Genomic DNA, 17,396 nt, shown 5'->3' on the forward strand with positions numbered 1-17,396 from the left:
TCACCACCACTTATCGTCAGTGTAATCCAATGGGATAGGCGACATATTTTTCAGGTCGCGGGCTTTGAAGATGAGTGATTGCTTCGTTGCGGCTGCGGCACGGCCCATTGCTACGGTATCGGCCGCGTCCAGGCTCAACAGCGAGTTGTCTGCGGATATCCACTGGAAGGGCGCATCGGGATCGGACCAGCGATAGTCTTCAGGCTGGGCACCGCCGACGATGGCCATGAATGCCAATTGGGCTGCGCCGCTGACGTTTTCCCGGTCGCTTGCGCGGGACTGGATCACCTTACCCTTAAAGGTGAAGCCAGCGTCGATACGACGGTCGCGTTCGGTATCAACTTCTTCAGGAGTGATGATTGGAGGCGGCGGAATATAGGGGTCTGGATATTTCGGCAATACCGACCAGCCAACACCGAAGCCATTCCATTTGGCAACTTCAGTGCCAGTTAAAGCAGGCGGCGCCGTAAACGTTGAATTCATGGGAATAGGGTCTGTTTCTTCCATCGAACCGCTTTCAGTGAAAATAAGATCACTGTTAAAAAAATATAAAGCAATGGTGGTCATACTAATTTCCCTTTTATGTAGGTTGTCAACGGGGGCGGCTGTGCGACAGACTTAGGGGTTATAAATGATGTAGTCGAATCGTAAGAACGAAGTGGCATGCTGTAGGTGGTGTTAGCTGCTGCCAACTGGAGAAAACGACCAGGGAGTGCTAGGGGTGAACTAAAGTTAGCTGTTGTTATTCTGTAATCCCATGTTTTTCCAGAATCATTGGATACCCAAGCAGCCGTACCGTTCGTGGGAAATATAATAACACCGTCGATTGACGATACTGCACCCTGCGAAGAGCCTGCGAACGTGGAAAATCCACCGGATGGTATTAAAAGAGGCGTGGTCTTAGTCCATGGACCTGCTAATGACGTAGCTGTGAACAATCCGCCATCGGCAGCGTTGTTTACGGCAAAATAGGTGCCAGCAACGTATTGAATAGATTGAAAATTACCACTTGTGTTTGTTCTGGCCCAACTAATTCCGTCAGAAGTATAGGAATAGAACGCACTATTCCCAGTCAATGAAATAAGAAATCCATTTACGTTAAATAGTCCGACAATTGGCAGATCTGTGGGGACCGCTCTGCTAGTCCAAGTGATTCCATCAGGAGAGGTATGATTGATTGCGTCCGCGCCAGTCTGATCTATCAATACAAACAAACCGGCCACTGCACCTAACTGCGGCGATAGTGAAAGTATTGCTCTAGCTGTCCACGTAACTCCATCTGTCGTGGTATATGTTTGACTAGGGTTATCAGTAGTAGCAGCGAGGAACAATCCCGACTTCACTGTGATCGATTTCCAGTTAAATACCGGCGTTGCGCGCCGAACCCATGTTACACCTCGATCAGCGGATGTATAGCAGAAAGCCACGTTGGTGCACAAAGCTATCAACAGCGAACCGCTATCAGCGGTCAGTCGCGACGACAATGCATCGCTAGGAAACGAAGCATTGAGAGTCCCTGTTGAAATAGTTGAACGGTCCGCATCAGGCAAAGCACCGATCAAAGCATACAAATCAGGATAGATTGATTGCAAATAACTAAAACGATTTCCGTTTGCGTAGGTTGCACCTGGTGCCCTTGCCGTGACAAGAATATCCCCAACTGATTGTCCTGCTTTCCCCCACTGAACGCCGTTTTTTGCGGAGTTAATTTGCAGAACGTCGAAAGCGTCTTTTGCGGTAAAGCTTGGCAGTCCGGCGGCCGATCCTGCGGCGGCGGCAGCAATCTGAGCCTGACTCGCGGAGCTAGCTGCATTGCTGGCCTGTGTTGCTGCCAGGGCTACCTGTGCGGCGGCAAGGGTGACTTGCCCAGCGGCCGCCGTCGACGACGCATCCGCAGCAGTCGCAGAGGTGGCGGCGGCGTTCTTATAGCCGAGGCTTGCCGCCTCAGAGGCCGCCTGCCATGCAAATGCGGCGTTTAACTGTGGAACCATAGCGGCTTGGGCCGTGACAAATGCTCCGGCCTTGGTGGCGAATGCTGGAGGTGAATCAGTTGGCACGGGGGGAGACGGAAGAAGATCGATTACTGGAGTGACCATTATTCTAGACTCAACACAGAGATGGAGAATTCAACCAGCGCCACGTTGGCGAAGGTCAGATTAAAGTCTTCAAGCTTTCCGATGATGATAGTTGCATCCACATCTTCACTGCCGATATACATCGCGGCCTGATCTTTCATCGGCTTTAATATCCGCTTAATATTCCCGACCTGATTTTTATAATTTCGACAGTCAAAATCAACGGTATCTCTAGACCCCCTCTCTATCTGCGTAATATTTCCAAAGTTGTCTACGCTCGATAGAGAGTAGTTTTCCAATCCGATGCCTGTACCCCATATTGCCCAACCGATGCTGTTCTGCTGCCCGAGAATCATCATTCCAACTTCGGCGGTTTCACCTGTGTTATCGACGATTACCCTGATGCTCGCGTTCGAATAGGACGGCAAATCAGTGTAGGCAAGATTGTCCTTTGTTACGAAAGGGCCGTAGTAATAGTCATACCAGTCAACCGCTGTCTTGGACGACATCACCATCTCGCGCGAGAAAACGATGCTGCCCCCGACAATCACCTGCACCGTGACCTTATCCGCAATAACTCCGACAAGGCCGATAGAGTTGATGGCCTGACCGGGCAAGAAGGTTATGTCGATGGTGTTGGCGTTTGTTGTCTTGGTCCCGACCTGCCACGTCTTGCCAATCCGCTTGTTGAACATGGCCCACCGGTTAGATGGGCCAAGGTTCAACCATGCGGCTGGCGTAACGGTGTCCGTCTCCGGGTTTCGATTGGTGTTTGCTACCAGCGCCTCGTAGTCATACTGCCCAATAACGACCTTGTTCCCTATCGCATAGGCCGTCGTAGACGACCATGCTGGATTGGTAGACGCGGGCACGTTGTAGGCTGAAATGATCGAGGTGCTGATATCAATCGGCGCGACTACTTTCATTGGGTCACCGGATAAACTGGCATGCCGAGTTTGGTTTGGGTGTTGACGGCTTGAATCAGTTGATTCAGCAGCCTATTGGTCCACGCCTGGCGCTCTACCATCTCGCCCGAGTTCTCGGACGATGCAGTTCCGTTGAGCGCAGCGGCTGACTTAGACGCACTCCAGTAGCGCGCCGGGCCGGTTGCCTCGATCTCTGGACCGTTCTCGCCGACGAGGCGGATACCTCCAGAGTGAAAACCGCCTTTGGCAAATTTTGGGAGCTCGCCGTTGGCCTGGGCATCTGCCTTGATTGCCGCGGCAAGCTGCTCGGCTGTCTTACCCGCAGCCAGTCCAGCCCAATAGGCAGCGTCGGAGGCCGAAGCATCTCGGCCTAGGACGTCTTTGAAGATGCCGTTGATATCGTTGTAGCCAGCACCGCCGCCAGAGCCCGTGTAGCCCGTACCAGCGCCAGGAGGGTTAAGCCCGCCCGACGCGTACGACGCAGCGAGTGCATTGATTGCACCGGCAACCGCTGCATTCATCGCGTTGACGGCATCCCTTACACTGATGACCGAGGTATCAACGCCATTGAGAGCATCAATTTGAGCCTGGGCCTGAGCCAGGGAATCGTCTAGCTCCTTAATTTGCGCGTCGTATGTCAGCTTGAGCACTTTCAGTTGGTCTTGAACTGCTTCCAGGGCCTTCTGTTCAGTCGTCAGCTGGACGCCGTTGATGGCGTTCAGTTCGGCGATGACGTTCGCTGTACGGCCTTGGTCGCGGTTAAAGTCTTCCAAAGAGCTGTACAAGTCGTCGCTGTTGTCGCTGACGGTTGACAGCGCGTCGCTCAAGCCGGTGAACCCCGATAGAGAGCCACCAGAGCGCGCAGTCGCCAAGGCGCTTTGCAGCGTGGCTTCCGCCTGGCTGCGCAGCATCCTGACGGCCGTATCCGACGTGCCGTTCAGCGACTTCAATGCCGCATCCAGGGAGTTGCCAATGCTGGTCAGGCCCGAAATGCTCGTCGACAGGGATGATGCCGAGTCATTCAGCACCGAAACCTGATCGTTGTAAGCGTTGGTGAGCGCCGTCTTTTGAGCGTCAACAGCCCGCTGCAAGGCGCTCATGGCGGTAGACACAGCAGTCATTGCAGTTGCCTGCGCTGCCGCTGCTGTCTGCTCCTGCGCCTTATAGAAGGTGTCGGCGTCTGCGGACAACGCCATCAGCGTCTCGTAGAGCTTCTTGCCGGATTCCGTCGTCTGGTCGATCCCTTCGACCATCTTGCGATAGCCCGCCCGAGTGTCAGGCAGCGTGACATTGGCCTTCTTGAACTCAGCCGTGATGGCCGCGACCGATCTGGCCGTGTTCTCTGCTTCGCTGTAGAAGCCGGTGTAGTACGTGGCCTGGCGTGCTTCGAGGATGTCGTAGGCCGAAGCGGCGGCCCCGGCGGCTGCGGTCAACTTCAGGAACAGTTGCTGACCGGCATCGGTCGTCAGGTCGATGGCCGAAACCATGTCTCTGTAGGCCTCGCGGGTTCCAGGCAGCGAAACGTCCATGTCGCTGAATTGCTTCTGTACGGCGGCCAGGGCATCGCTGGTTTTCTCGGTGTCGCTGAAGAACTTGTCGTAGTAGGTGTTGATGTTGGCGGTCATGGCCTCTGTGCCGCCGGCCGCCTCAACCAAAGCGTTGGCCAGCTCCATGCTTTCCGCAGAGAGCTTGTACATCTTGACGTCGATCACATCGAGCTGGGCGTTGAAGCCGGTGAAGACGTTGATGCGTCGGGCCAGTTCGGTGAAGGAGTAGCCGAAGCCGCCCACGCCTTTGTCGAGCGTCGCCACCATCACATCGCTGGCATAGTTGAACCAGCCAGACACCGCAGCCTGAATCTCGTCCTCGGTCTTGCCCTGGGTGGAGATTTTCAGCTCTGCCACTTTCATGGCATCGAATGCGCCGTCCTCAACGGTGACGCCAATCTGCTTAACGAGATCGATCACGCCCAACTGAGTGGCCGCGTACAGCCCCTGCAATTGGTCTTCCTGATCAGTATCGAGAGCGCTGTAAAGCGTGCGCTTCTTGGACTTACCGGACAGCAGGCCGCCTTTTTTCTTCTGGTCGATGTAGGACTGAGCGTCCAGATCGCCATTGTTCACCTGCAGAGACAGGCCGGAGTCTTTGGTCTGGTAGCCGGTGCCGAACAGCTTGGAGCTGATCATGTTTTCCACCGACATTGCGAAGGTAGAGCCGGACAGCATGGCGCCTATCTTGCCGCCGAACAGCTTGCTGGCCACCTTGTCAGCCAGGCCGATCGATTCAAAGGCCAGCTTCCGATCGAGCCCGGCAGTACCCAGCTTATCGCCCAGCTTGCTCAGGTCCGAGCCCTCGATCTCGCCCTTGTCATAGCGCAGTCCGGCGTCATATAGCTTGCCCGACTGGTACATGCCCATGATGATCGCAAGCGGCCACAATGCAGCGCCGCCGGCTGCACTGCCGCCAGCAGACGCCGCACCCTGGCTTGCGCCCTGGCTGGCAACCCAGCTTGCGTATGCAGAACCGGTGTAAGCGCCCTGTGTTGCGCCGTATGCAGCAGTTTGGCCTGTTAAGGCCGCTGCAATCTGGGAAGCGCTCCCTGCAATAGTCGATACCGCGCTTGAGGTGATATTGCCGTAGTAGCTGGCAACGCCCTTCACTGCCCCGACCACGCCACCACTGGTATATCCAGCGGACGCGGCCGGGCCAACGCCTGTGACAAGGCTGTAGGCGCTCGATGCGCTATTCGCAAGACTGCCAATGCTGGTGCCGCCTGAGCCACTAGAACCTGACGAGCCGGAACTGCCGAATATCGCAGCCAGGCCGCCCAGCGCAGCAACTCCACCGCCGCCACCGCCACTAAACAAGGCGCTGAGCAGCGGCTGAACAATGAGCGTCCTGGCAGCGATCCGCGCGAGATCCGCGATGATGCTGTCAGCAAGGCTCTTGAACGACAGCTTGCCGGTAGTCGCCAGGGTGACGAATACGTCTTCCAGGCCGTGCAGGCTGTTGGAGAAAAGCGTGTAGGTCTGGCCGGAGACGTTGCTGGCTTCGTCTAAGTAGTCCTGAAGCGCTGCGTTTGCCCCGTTCGCCCAGTCCGATTGGGCCTGATCAAGGCCTGCGTAATAGTCCTTCTGCATCTTCAGGCGCTCAGCAAGAGCGTCTTTGATCTTGCCGGTTTCCTGGTCGTACAGGCCTTTGTCGGCAGTGGTAGGGTTGACGATCTTGTTGTAGTCGCGCTGAAGCTTTTCGAGCTGCTTCTGGTAGTCCTGGCGAATGCGCAGGTCTTCTTGAATTTGCTCGCGGCCCTTCTGCCCCATGCCCAGCCCTGCGACCTGGCTATCCAGCCCGTCCTGTGCAAGTTTGAGCTGATCCTGCAGCTGATCCTGCAACGCAATCAGCTTGGCGGTGTTGTCGAGCTCTATCTTTTTGAGATCGTTCGTTCTTTCCTGTTCGGCATTCAGCTTCTTCTGCGCAGTGATCTGATCAGCTTTTGCCAGCAGGCTTTTCTGATCAGCCGTCAGCGTCTGCTTGTTCTTGATATCTGCAAGCTGCTGCTCCCACTCGATCAGCTCCTTGGCAGCCGGGCCCAGGGCCTTTGTTCCACTGCCCTGCTGCTCAATAGCCACGCCCTGCTGAACCAGTACGGCGTACTGCTGCTTCGCTTGATCAAGCGCCTTGGTGCCGGCGTCTTCGGTATAGGCCTTGACCCTTTTTGACGTCTCATCGACGGTTTCGTTGAGCTGTGCAATCTGCTCATTTGCCAGCTGAACCGCAGATTTACGCGGGACAACGCCGGTCGACGGGGTCGGGGCGTTCGTGGAGACCATGCTCCGGCCAGCAATGCTCTGCTGCTTGGATGGAACCAGCAACATGTTCTGTCCGGTGAGAAAGCTCTGTCCGGACGACAGATTTGCCGCAGCGTTCCAAACCTTGTTTGCCTCAGCCAGCACCCGATACATCTCAGTGATTTTGGCGTCGGCCGTTTCCTTCGACTTCTTCAGCGCTTCATCTTGCGACTTTTTCTCGGCAGCGGCAGCGTCTTCCATTGCCTGCTGCTGGGTATAGAGGGCGACAAGCTCGTTTTTCAGCGACTCCTGGCGAGCAACATCTCCCTTTTTGATTGCCGTCTTGTACTGATCAAGGATGTCGATCTGAGATGAAACGATCCGAGCCTCTTCACGCTGCTTCTCGTTGAGGCCCATTTTGCTGGCTTCGTACGCAGCCTGGGCTTCCTTGTTTGCGCCGTAGAGATCCCGGGATTCACGCAGCTTGGCAATGTACTTTTCCCAGTCGCCGATCTGCGCCCGGGTCTGGGTCTGCCCCTTGTTTTGCGCTTCGCGCAGCTCGTCGGTGCTTTTGGTGACGCCCTTTTGGGACTGATCCACCAGCTTCAAAACGCTGTCGAGGTCGCTATTGCGCTGCGTGACCTTGGTGTACTCCGCAGCGATTGCGCCCAGGGACTTTTCGACGCCCGGTGATATGTTTGCGTTGTCTTTGAGCCACTGAGTAACGCTGTCGAGATCCCGGCTGCCGCGCTTCACCTCATCGATAAGCTGGCGGAACTGAGCGGCAACGCCATCATCGAGACCAATGACCTTCTCTGCATCCGCGTACTGCTTGAGCGCTTGCGTGGCGGTGTCGAGGTTTTTGGCTCTTTCGTCGAGCCAATCCAGGCGCTTAACCCGTTGCTGCGAGGCATTCAAGGCGTCGTACTTTTTAACAATCTCTTCGATCGACAGGCCTTGTTGGTCCAGAGCCTTAGTAGCCTCGTCGGTGTTGTCGCGCAGCAGCATATAGGTGGCCGCTGCGGCGCCGACGATCAAGGCAAGGCCGCCAGCCCCACCCATGATGCCCAGTATGCCGGTAGACGCCGTGGCAAGCCTTGCCTGTGATAGCGCCACAGCCTCATTAGCCGCCCGCTCTTCCATGCGCGCAACGACGAGTGCTTCGGTCATGCGCGTCTGGAGAAGTGCGGCGGTGGCATTACGCTCGGCGGCGATTACGGCCGATTGCGCCTGAATAGCCTTGGCCTTGGCGTCCTCGAGCTCAGCAGATGCCGACGCGATAGCTGCCGCCCTGGTGGCGTAATAGCTGTAGACGGACTGACCCATGGCGAGGGTCAGTTGGCCTATCTTCGCTGTCAGCATGACCGCCCCGCCCGCCGCAACTCCAGTCATAACAGCGCCGACGGCTTGAAGCGATTGAGCAATCTCGGTAGAGCTGCCGGTCAGACCGTCCATAGCCTGGGCTACGGCTACGATCTTCGACGAAATGGCGGCGCTTGCGCCGGAAGCCTGATCCATTCGTCCGACGAATTGCGTGAACGAGTTTTCGAGCGTGGTAAGGCTGTTGCCGATCGTCACGGAGGTCTTGCTGAACAGCGCATCTACAGCGCCCTGCTGGGCCTGCAAAGCCTTCACAACTGCGTCTGCAGTGAGCAACCCTGCGGCGCCGAGCGAGCGCAGTTCGCCGACGGTTTTGCCCATGCCTGCCGCGATAGCCTGGGCAAGCGCTGGGGCCTGCTCCATCACGGAGTTCAGTTCTTCGCCCCGCAGCGTCCCAGACGCGAAAGCCTGACCCAATTGGACGAGCGCCGCGTTCGCGGATGCTGCTGAGGCGCCAGAGATGGCCAGGGTCTTGCTGATAGTGCCCACAACCCCGGCTACGCCTTCACCGGTCAGCTTGAGTTCTTTCTGATTGGTGGCGATGCGTTGATAGAGCTCAGCCGTGGCAGTCAGCGGCTGGTGCGCGCTTTGGGCGATAGCGAATACAGCACTTTGAGCCTGTGCGAGCTCCTGCGCGCCAGTTGTCACCAGCTTCATGCGGTTGGTTAGCGTGGAGTACGCTTCTGCCGCATCATAGAAGGACTTCACGCTAAATGCGGCTGCCAGGGGCCCGGCAAGGCCAGCAGCCTGGGCCGCCAGCGATTTAACCTGACGCTCGAGGCTCTGCACCTGCCCGGTTGCGTTTCTGGCGCCCTGGCCGAGGCCATTCATCGCGCCGCCTGCACCAGCCATGGCTGCGGCGGACTTGGCGGCAGCCAGATTCAAAGCTTCCAGCTCTTTGCGAGCAGCGGCGAGCTTCGCTTCGGCGGACGCGGCACTACCGCCCAGCGCGGTAACACTGCCGGCGGCGCCGCCAATGATCGTCCCGGTTTTTTTCCCGGTTTCATTGAGGCCGTCAAGCGATTTACGTGCAGTGTCGATGCTGTTGGCTGCTGCGTTAATGCCCTTGGCTGCGTTGGTGATGCTTCCGAAAACACCTGTCAGCACTGGGCCAGCCCGAAGCCCTGCCTCGGTAAGCGAATCCAGAGCCTTGCGAACGGCCAGAACCTGTTGTTCTGCGGATTTGCCGTCGACCTCAAGTGAAAGACGGGAAGTCAGCGCCATACGTTTCTCCGGGCAATAAAAAACCGGCTCAATGGCCGGCTTATTTGTAATAAAAGGTCCGCTCTTGCGCGGATGCCCTGGGCGAACTCACTTCACCGGGTCGAAACCCTGCACGGAAGTATTGAAAAGATTTTGAGCGCTGTTCAGCAAGTTGTCGCACCAGTCGTATCGACCACAGTCGAACTTGCCCTGGATGGCATATTTCCCGCCGCCCAGGCTTTGCTTATAGACCTGGCCGTTAAGGTAGCCGATCTGCCGGGTGGGGTACGTCTGGATGAATGTGTCGTTGGCAGAAGCAACCTTCATACGCGTCACGGTCGACACTGCGTCAAGTGCACGGCCCCACATTTCAGAGCATTGCTTCTCGCCCTCGCAGACCGGCGTCGGGCGAACCTCTGAAAGTGGCATGTCAGGCGTTTTTTGGCGGTGAGCGCAGCCCACAAGGTATGCGGATAATATAACGATCAATCCTGTTTTCAGTATCTGCACGATGTAAATCTCCCTGATAAAGACGGCAATCTACCATCATCGCGGGATATCGAACAAAAGCGTCGCGCCCGATTACTCATCAGACGCTTCGCTCATTACGATGCCGTCCAAGGCAAACATCACCTCATCCACCCAGTGCCGCGGTAACGGCGTGGGATGAGCCTCGAGCCAATCGCTGATCTCCCTGGCCGCCAACGGTATAGGGAAGGTCCCGCTCATATTGCTGAGCAGGCGCCTTCCCCGGCACACATTGCGGAACGTGTTCAGGAGGTACTGGGTCAGCGAGTCGGTTTCCGGCTCGTCCGGCACCTTCATCCTTAGGCGGGCGTAGATGGCCGCTCTTTTTTCGGTTTGTCCGCTCCACTCCCTTTCCCACTCGTATCGGCTGACGGCTTTTCCACCGCTTCGTCCAGCTCCTCGCGCAGTTCAGTCGCGTATCCGCTGGCAGTTTGGAGGATGAACATAAACACCTCGATGTTGCCAAGCAGCAGCGCCTCGGCATTTTCAGGGGTGTAGGGCAGCGGATTGCCGTCCTCGTCCTGTGCGCCGGACCAGTCCTTGATGACGTGGTTGGCCATCAGGCGGCACTGGCCCTGATACTCGGTCTTCTCGCCATCGACCACACCGGCCTCGCCCAGGGCGAACTTGGCATCATTGCGCTGGATCTCGCGGCGCAGCCGCGCCAAGGCGATCTGGTAGTCGGGATTATCAATCGAGCCCAAGAGAACCTTGGTTTCCTCGTCAAAGTCGAACCATTTGGCATCGACGTGTTTGACTTGCTTCTTCAATTTGAAAGCCATGATGAATCCTCTACGCCACGCCAAAAAAGACCGCCCCGGCTGGCGTAATCGCCGGAGCAGTCAAAAGGGTTGGATCGGTTACGGGGTGACCGTGATGGTCGATGTAGCGGTCTTGGTTGGATCGGAGACGCTGGTCGCGGTGATGACGGCGGTGCCGGCCGATACGCCAGTGACCAGGCCGGAACTGTTGACCGTGGCAACCGACGGCGTGGCGCTGGACCAGGTGACGTTCTGACTCGCGCCACTCGGCAATGCGGTAGGAGTGAGCTGACGGGTAGCAGCGACGGCGATCGATGCGGTGGTAGGCGCAACGGACAGACTGGTAACAGGCACGAAAGGAGCGCGGGTGATGGTCGGAGAGACCTTGCTGACGGTGAAGTTCAGCGTCACCTCGATCAGGTCGCGCTTACCGCCGTTTGGCAGGTCGCCGTCGATCTCGATGGCTGGGAAGTTGATCGTGTAGCTGTTACCCAGGCTGTCGGTGATCGGGAACGAGACCGCAATCGGCGCGCGGGTGAACTGGTTTTTCCAGAACAACCACGCCTGATTGGACCAGGCCATGGTGATGCTGCCGGTGATGGCGGCTTCGGTAGCGATCTGTGCACCAGGGCCGAGCCGGGTAGTACCCAGGCAGCGCTGGACCTGCAGGCTGTTGTCGACACTGATCGACAGCGCAGACACACAGGCAATGCCTTCCAGAGATTGGCCATTCACCAGTAGGGTGCCGATGTTGACGTTCGACATGAACGGCGTGGTGGTCGGCGCATTCACCGTGGTGACGGTGTTGGTGTCGCTGTCCGCGTAGTCCAGGCCCGCCAGGGTAAAGGTGGTGGTGATCTTGCCGTCGGACGGAATGTCCAGCTTGAACATCGAAACGTGCATGCCCTTGAACAAGGCATAGACGTTCACATCGCCGTAGTTCTTCGCGATGGTGAAGGTTTGACGGATGTCACCGACAGACAGGACGTTCGCGGTCCAGTTGTTGTAGAAGGCGGCCGCCAGCAGCTTATCGAAGGTGCCGTAGGACAGTTCGGCAGTCAGGTCGCCCTGAATGTCGACGCTGGTCGATACCGAGCCCTGGCTGAGCCGGGAGTCGGTGATCTCGTCGCTGGCCTGGGTGTTGACCTTTGGCGACAGGGTGTTGCCGGTCAATCGCAGGGTGTCGAACGATCCTGTTGGGGTTACGCCGGGGGTTACCTCGGCAATCAGATAACTCGTGACTTTGGCGCCGGAGCTCATGTTTTCCACCTTTGTGTGGGCATAAAAAAACCCGCTCAAGGCGGGTGGGATGGGTGTTGCTGAGGGTCAGCCGGCGCGGAACCGGGTAACTACGTTGATCTGGTAGAAGCCGTCATTTTCGCCAGCGTCAATCTGTCCGGTCTCGATGCACTCGAAATCGCTGCTGCTCCAGTAGGCGAAATGGGCCTCCAGGGCGTCGGCCATCTCGTTCAGCCCCTTAATCCCGGTCCGAACTCGGGCAAAGACCTGGATGACGATTTGCCCAGGCTTTCGCGTGTAAGGTTTGTCTGCCATCCCGGCCATGAAGGCGCTGGCGTGCTGGATGTTCAACCTGCACCACAGGCCGGACGCTGGCGGGGTGAATGCGGCGACTTGGTTCGGGTACTGAATCCTGGCCTGCTCAATACCAGTGAATGTCACCATCCTGGCGGTGATCAACTGGCGGATCTCTTCGTAGGTCATTTGAACTTCTCGGCGGCACTGATCATGGTTATGCCGTATACGCCAGTCGGGGCCTGCTTGGAATATCCGTTCTCCAGTTTTTCCGCATAGGGCAGATTGTTCTGGATGTAGATCACGGTGTATGGGCTGAGCGTCGACAGCACCGTCTGGCCGATAGCCTTGGTCTCGGCGCCGTCTTTGTCCACATCCAGTAGCGTGGAGAACACCGGAGAGCCGATGCTGATGACGTTGTTTCGCCTGAATCGGCCGGTATCCACGGGCGAGCGCAGGACTACCTCGCCCAGCATGGCCGTGGCGATGTTGCGCATATGGTTCACCAGGTCTTGCTCGATCTGGGTGATGAATGCTGTTGGCGGGATGCTCCACGAACTCGACATCAGATCACCCTCAGCTGTATCTGGTACTGCACGCCTATCGGGTCGGTAACGGCTTCGATCACTCGGTAGTCGCGCGTTTCTTCGGTGATGAGGTCCTTTGCGTTGATCTCATGCCCGGGCATTGGGTGATCGGTGACTTCGTTGACCAAGGCAATGACCCGGACATCGGTGGCCAGGATGCGGTCGTTGTCGACCTGATCCTTCTTGTAGCGGGTCAGCACACCGCGTCCGGTGTATGTCACGGGCTGAGCAGTCGTTTCTTCTGTGACCGGGTCATAGATGCCAGGCCCCAGGTAGGAGCCGGTGAACGACGACACCGCTTCGGCGAACTGGTCGTTGAACAGCGCGCCAAACGACGCCTGCATGGTGGCCTTGATGCTCATTGTTGCACCGCCTGCACGTTCTTCTTGAGGGAGTACTCCGCGACACACCGGCACCGGGCTCGCTCGCTCAATGGCGCACCCAGTGACGAATCACACGGGAACATCAGCATTGCGCCACTCGGCGAATGGAATGGCTGGTCCTTTTCGACCTTCTGCCCATTCATGGCGCCATGGGTGCGGCGCTCTTTGCCGTCCATTCGTGTGCGCCAGGTCTTTATGTAGGTGTAGAGCCCGTTGCTGCGGTCAGTGAGCTGCTTCCACCCCTCTTCCCGGCCCTTGTTGTAGGCCTCGGCGACGGCAGTCTGCGCAATGGTCTGAGCCTGAACGGCAAGCAGTTTCTCTGCGTAGGCGCCCAACGCCTTATCCAGCACCTCTTTCGGCACCGGCTCGCCGCCCAGAATTGCAGCCTGAACCGCGCCATCGAACCGGCGATCACGGGCAATACGCTGAAGATAGGCCTTCAGCATGGCCGGATCTCCGCTGCCAAGCTGCAGCCTGGCCTTTTCGATCGCCTCAGCAGCAGTTCCGCTCACGCCGATCATGCCGCCGACGCGCCGGCCGGTCTGTTTGCTCAGGCGCCCAGCCAGGTTGAGGGCTATGGATCTGGCCCCCAATCCCGCCGCCCTGCCCTCGGTCAGCGCAACACTGATAGCAAGAGCCTGCTCAAGTGCGGCCTGCTCGCGGATCGCAATGGCCTGGGCCGACAGGAAGGAATTCACCTCCTGCCCATTCATGTCCAGTTCCGGCCTCATGCCGGGGATCTTGATACCGGCGAGCTCCTTGGTCGCGCCAGTGGTGTACGTGGTACGGAGCCTGACCGTCAGATTCAGCAGCAGGCCCAGGGCCAGAAGCTCCAGAATTCTCGATTGATCGTTGTCGGCCACCGCCTGCTCAAGCGCGGCGATGCTCACGGATTGCGCCACAGCAGCAACTTGATCAAGGTAGTCCTGCTGCGCGGCTGGCTCCAGGCTCTCGATATCGCGCTCTACGTCTACGGCTTTCATACGACGAATACCGCAATCCCGCATAGCTGCGTGCTGCGCAACAGCGGAGCGACCAGCTCATCGACCACGGTGAGGACCGGTCGGTTAGGCGCGGAACCCGCGCTGTCGGCTGACGCCTGATACTCAATCTCCAGCACGTCGACCTTCTGGCGCTTGATGGCGCCCGATGCAACGTAGTCCGGGCTCAGGCTGCCGGCGGTGACGATCTCGCGCAGAGCGGCCTCGTAGGTGGCCTGCTCGATCTCGATCGGCACCTCATCAACCGGGATGGCGTTGCCTTCGTTGTCGCTCGCGCCCGTGCGCGGCCACTGCAACGACTGGGCCCGGCCGCCGGTCTTGATTCCGGGGAATAGCGATTCCCAGCGCCCGCAGGAGCTCTGCGTCTGGTACTTGCCATCAATGTAGGCCGACGCCCGGACCAATGCGGCCTGTTTCGCTGCATCGTCGCCAGCCCACGCGGCATTCGCGCGCGCAAGGTGATAGGCGTCAGCGGCGGCAACTGAACCGTAGAAATCAGGCATCGGATTGTCTCGAATAGGTGGAGCGGCGAACCGCTCCGGGGTTTACTTTTTGTCTTCGGTCTTTGCAGCGCCTGCTTGCAGCTCGCCAGACTCGACCATTGCGGCTGTGACGTGGTGGTCTTTGAGCTTGGCCCAATCCTTCACGTCCACTTCCTCGCCAACTGGCAGGAAGGTGCCATCCGACAGGACGACAGGGTTCTTGCTGGTGTTGGTGACTTTGGCCATGTCAGATCCCATCCCCATACTTGACGGAGTTCGGTAGACGAATGTCCAGGCCGCCCAGGCGGAAGATTCCCGGCACTTCGAAGCGCAGCGGTGCGGCCTGGTACACAGGCAGGAACCGGTGAGGCATCGGGATGTGCAGTTTCAGCACCGACGGGTCGCGACGGTAGCCAACCATGCGAGCGGTACCGCCGCCGCCAGCGGTCAGCAGGCCGTAGATGCCGCGAATCATCAGAGGCTTGCCAGTGGTCTGGGTGTAGATGTTCGATTGCATCACGAACTGCAGAACAGTCATCGTGGTGTTCGGCATCACGCTCTGCGCCAATTGCTGCAGCTTCTCGAACGGCAGAAGCAGCGTGTCGGCGATCGAGGTGTACTGCGTGCCGGAGAAGGTCGGCATCAACACGGCGTTGATGTCGGCGATCATCTGGGCCGGGGTAGCGGTCGCCCAGTTGCCGGTTGGGACGGTGATCGCAGTCACGGCGCTGTTACTGATCAGGCCTTGGAAGCCTTTGCGAGCATCACCACGAAGCGCGACGTTATCCACCATCTCTTCGTAGGCGCGGCGCGCGGCTGCGGCGTCATCGGATTGCAGTGGGAAGCCCAGCATTTGCGCCTGGCTCAGTTCTTCCAGGCCCCAGCCGTAGCCGATGCCAGCGGTATAGACGGAGGTCTCGAACTTGCTACGTTCGCTACCAGCGCGAGGCACATCGTCGGAGTTGCCGTTGATCCAGTCGGCCTTGCCGAACTTGTCGCCGGAGTAGTAGGTGACCGTCTTGACCCATTCAGGCGCCGAGTTGTCCACGGGGATCAGATCCTGGTACTGAATGTCGCCGTACACGATCTGGTTGACCTGGCGTTCGATGAACGTCGTTTGGCTCAACGCGAAGCCCAATGCAGCCTGGGCGTCGAGCAGTTTGATTTGCGACATGCTTGACGCTCCTTACTTGATGAAGATGTCTGCCAGTGCGCCGGCAGTGGTGGTGGTCGAATCCCAACGAGAGTTCGGGATCTGGGTATTGCTGGTCGAGACGTTGGTGAACGCCCCGGCACTGGTCAGGTACACCGAGTCGCCAGCCGCAACGGCTACCGAAGCGGTAACAGTGATCGGGCCTTTCTTCAGGATGCGGGCCGAGTCGTACTGGCTGAACTTGTCGGCCACGGTCACAGAGCGATCGCGCGCGGTCACACCGAGAAAGCCGGTGCCGGCGAACGCGATGCAGCCGTTCTCGTCTGCGCCCTGGGCGACAGGGAGACCGAAGCCAATGCCAGCCGCCGTCTCGACGTTGCGCGAGATCAGGTCAGCCTGGGTCATGTCCGGGATGTGGCCCAGCTTGCGGGCCGCGATGTTGGTGCTGTACGTGGTCTGAATGGCTGGCATGGTTACGCCCCCTTCTGTGCTGGAGTCTTCCAGGCGTCGGTCATGCGCTGCTCGTAGGCAGACTGACCGTTGTCATTCGGATTGGTCCGGCTGTCGTTGTTGATCAGGTGCTGACGGACCGGGTCTTTGGCGGCGTCCTCGGCCAGGATGTCGAAGCGGGCCGCGATGTAGGCGTCAGGCTTATCCTTGACTGCCGCGTCACCCAGCTTGGCGACAACTGCCGCCTTGCGGATTTCGTCGGAGGTCTTGCCGGTGTAGTCGCCGTCGGAGATGGACTTGGCAACGCCGATCAGGTCTGCACGCTCTTTAACGCGAGCATCGATCTGCGCATCGGTCAGCACCTTGGACTTCAGGCCGTCGATCTCGGCATCCTTCTTGGCCAGTTCGGCGTCTTTGGCGGCCAGGGCGGTGGCGTGGCCGGTCTGGGTGTCGGTGAGAGTCTTGCCAGCATCGGTAATGCGCTGCTGCAAGGTCGCGATAACAATGGCGCCCTGGTCGGTTACTTCAACCGGGATGCCGTCGACGGTAACCGTCTTCAGGGTCATGGGTTTTTCCTTTTGGGGGTTGTGGTCAGTAATCGGGGCAACGCCCCAAGCGTCGCCGATGCGCGCTTTCGTTCCGGCCCGGCCACGCTGCACAATGGCAACGTGATCAGCCGTGATCATGGTTTGCTTGGCCTGGTACGCGGTCCCGTCGGGCGCTACACCGGCTTCCCACAGCAATTCGCAGCTGTAGCCAACGCTGAGCTCGCGCTTCCCGTCAGTCACAGCCTTGACCGCTGATGCGTCGGTGATCTTCAGGCCGATCTTCAGGTACTCGCCGTCGCGCAGGACGTCATCGCCGGTGGTGCCTACGGCCACTTCCTTCCAATTGGCCGCGGTAACGGACTCGCCCGGGTGATCATTGGTGACCGGAATCTTCGAGAAGGTCTGAAGCGAGCGCTTGGAGAACACCTCGGCCTCATCGCGGTACACGTTGACCACGCCCAGGTCCGGGCGACCTACTTCAGAGCCCAGGTATTGCTGAATGCCGGTACGCGCGGTCCGGGCAAAAGCTTCCAGATAGCCGGACTCGCTCAACGAGGTATCGCTGAGGACGACTGAATCAGTGATTTTCATGATTGCC

General features: G+C 58.5%; 16 protein-coding genes. All 16 read right to left on the minus strand.

Translation table 11 applies throughout. From position 1 onward, the window contains the following. The 16 genes from M2401_RS03940 to M2401_RS04020 all read right to left on the minus strand — a co-directional run bounded on the left by M2401_RS03940 (window position 1) and on the right by M2401_RS04020 (window position 17,389). Window positions 1-567: a DUF4376 domain-containing protein gene (locus tag M2401_RS03940; protein ID WP_259100008.1), complete on the minus strand. Its 567-nt coding sequence runs from the start codon at window positions 565-567 to the stop codon at window positions 1-3. Beyond that, a complete protein-coding gene (locus M2401_RS03945; RefSeq protein WP_259100010.1) occupies window positions 564-2,096 on the minus strand; it encodes a hypothetical protein in 1,533 nt (510 codons plus the stop codon). Before M2401_RS03945 ends, M2401_RS03940 begins: the two co-directional genes overlap by 4 nt. Then, window positions 2,096-3,001, minus strand: a complete 906-nt coding sequence (locus tag M2401_RS03950) for a hypothetical protein (protein WP_259100012.1) — start codon at window positions 2,999-3,001, stop codon at window positions 2,096-2,098. The genes M2401_RS03945 and M2401_RS03950 overlap by 1 nt, the downstream gene beginning before the upstream one ends. Beyond that, the gene (locus tag M2401_RS03955; protein ID WP_259100014.1) at window positions 2,998-9,393 is read right to left on the minus strand and encodes a phage tail tape measure protein; all 6,396 of its coding nucleotides are present in this window, start codon (window positions 9,391-9,393) and stop codon (window positions 2,998-3,000) included. The genes M2401_RS03950 and M2401_RS03955 overlap by 4 nt, the downstream gene beginning before the upstream one ends. Window positions 9,394-9,480: 87 nt before the next feature. After that, window positions 9,481-9,882: a hypothetical protein gene (locus tag M2401_RS03960; protein WP_259100015.1), complete on the minus strand. Its 402-nt coding sequence runs from the start codon at window positions 9,880-9,882 to the stop codon at window positions 9,481-9,483. 317 nt (window positions 9,883-10,199) lie between these two features. After that, window positions 10,200-10,682: a hypothetical protein gene (locus M2401_RS03970; protein WP_259100019.1), complete on the minus strand. Its 483-nt coding sequence runs from the start codon at window positions 10,680-10,682 to the stop codon at window positions 10,200-10,202. A gap of 78 nt (window positions 10,683-10,760) precedes the next feature. Beyond that, window positions 10,761-11,921, minus strand: coding sequence for a phage tail tube protein (locus M2401_RS03975; protein ID WP_259100022.1), 1,161 nt, complete (start codon window positions 11,919-11,921; stop codon window positions 10,761-10,763). A gap of 66 nt (window positions 11,922-11,987) precedes the next feature. Beyond that, complete coding sequence (locus tag M2401_RS03980) at window positions 11,988-12,383, minus strand: DUF4128 domain-containing protein (RefSeq protein ID WP_259100024.1); 396 nt, start codon at window positions 12,381-12,383, stop codon at window positions 11,988-11,990. After that, window positions 12,380-12,760 carry an HK97 gp10 family phage protein gene (locus tag M2401_RS03985; protein WP_259100026.1) on the minus strand — a complete coding sequence of 127 codons (381 nt, stop codon included), beginning with the start codon at window positions 12,758-12,760 and terminating at the stop codon, window positions 12,380-12,382. The genes M2401_RS03980 and M2401_RS03985 overlap by 4 nt, the downstream gene beginning before the upstream one ends. Further along, the gene (locus M2401_RS03990; protein ID WP_259100028.1) at window positions 12,760-13,143 is read right to left on the minus strand and encodes a hypothetical protein; all 384 of its coding nucleotides are present in this window, start codon (window positions 13,141-13,143) and stop codon (window positions 12,760-12,762) included. Before M2401_RS03990 ends, M2401_RS03985 begins: the two co-directional genes overlap by 1 nt. Beyond that, window positions 13,140-14,147 (minus strand): phage minor head protein, encoded by a 1,008-nt coding sequence (locus tag M2401_RS03995; RefSeq protein ID WP_259100029.1) that lies wholly within the window; start codon window positions 14,145-14,147, stop codon window positions 13,140-13,142. The genes M2401_RS03990 and M2401_RS03995 overlap by 4 nt, the downstream gene beginning before the upstream one ends. Continuing rightward, on the minus strand, window positions 14,144-14,668 hold the full coding sequence (locus tag M2401_RS04000) for a DnaT-like ssDNA-binding protein (protein ID WP_259100032.1): 525 nt from the start codon (window positions 14,666-14,668) through the stop codon (window positions 14,144-14,146). The genes M2401_RS03995 and M2401_RS04000 overlap by 4 nt, the downstream gene beginning before the upstream one ends. A 42-nt stretch (window positions 14,669-14,710) precedes the next feature. Further along, window positions 14,711-14,893, minus strand: a complete 183-nt coding sequence (locus tag M2401_RS04005) for a hypothetical protein (protein ID WP_259100034.1) — start codon at window positions 14,891-14,893, stop codon at window positions 14,711-14,713. Between the two features lies 1 nt (window position 14,894). Continuing rightward, the gene (locus tag M2401_RS04010) at window positions 14,895-15,821 is read right to left on the minus strand and encodes a DUF2184 domain-containing protein (RefSeq protein WP_259100036.1); all 927 of its coding nucleotides are present in this window, start codon (window positions 15,819-15,821) and stop codon (window positions 14,895-14,897) included. Between the two features lie 12 nt (window positions 15,822-15,833). Further along, window positions 15,834-16,271: a hypothetical protein gene (locus tag M2401_RS04015; RefSeq protein WP_259100038.1), complete on the minus strand. Its 438-nt coding sequence runs from the start codon at window positions 16,269-16,271 to the stop codon at window positions 15,834-15,836. Window positions 16,272-16,273: 2 nt separating this feature from the next. Continuing rightward, window positions 16,274-17,389, minus strand: a complete 1,116-nt coding sequence (locus tag M2401_RS04020) for a DUF2213 domain-containing protein (protein WP_259100040.1) — start codon at window positions 17,387-17,389, stop codon at window positions 16,274-16,276. Window positions 17,390-17,396: the final 7 nt, after the last annotated feature.

The organism is Pseudomonas sp. JUb42 (assembly GCF_024807945.1).
In the GTDB taxonomy this organism is placed as follows: Bacteria; Pseudomonadota; Gammaproteobacteria; order Pseudomonadales; family Pseudomonadaceae; genus Aquipseudomonas.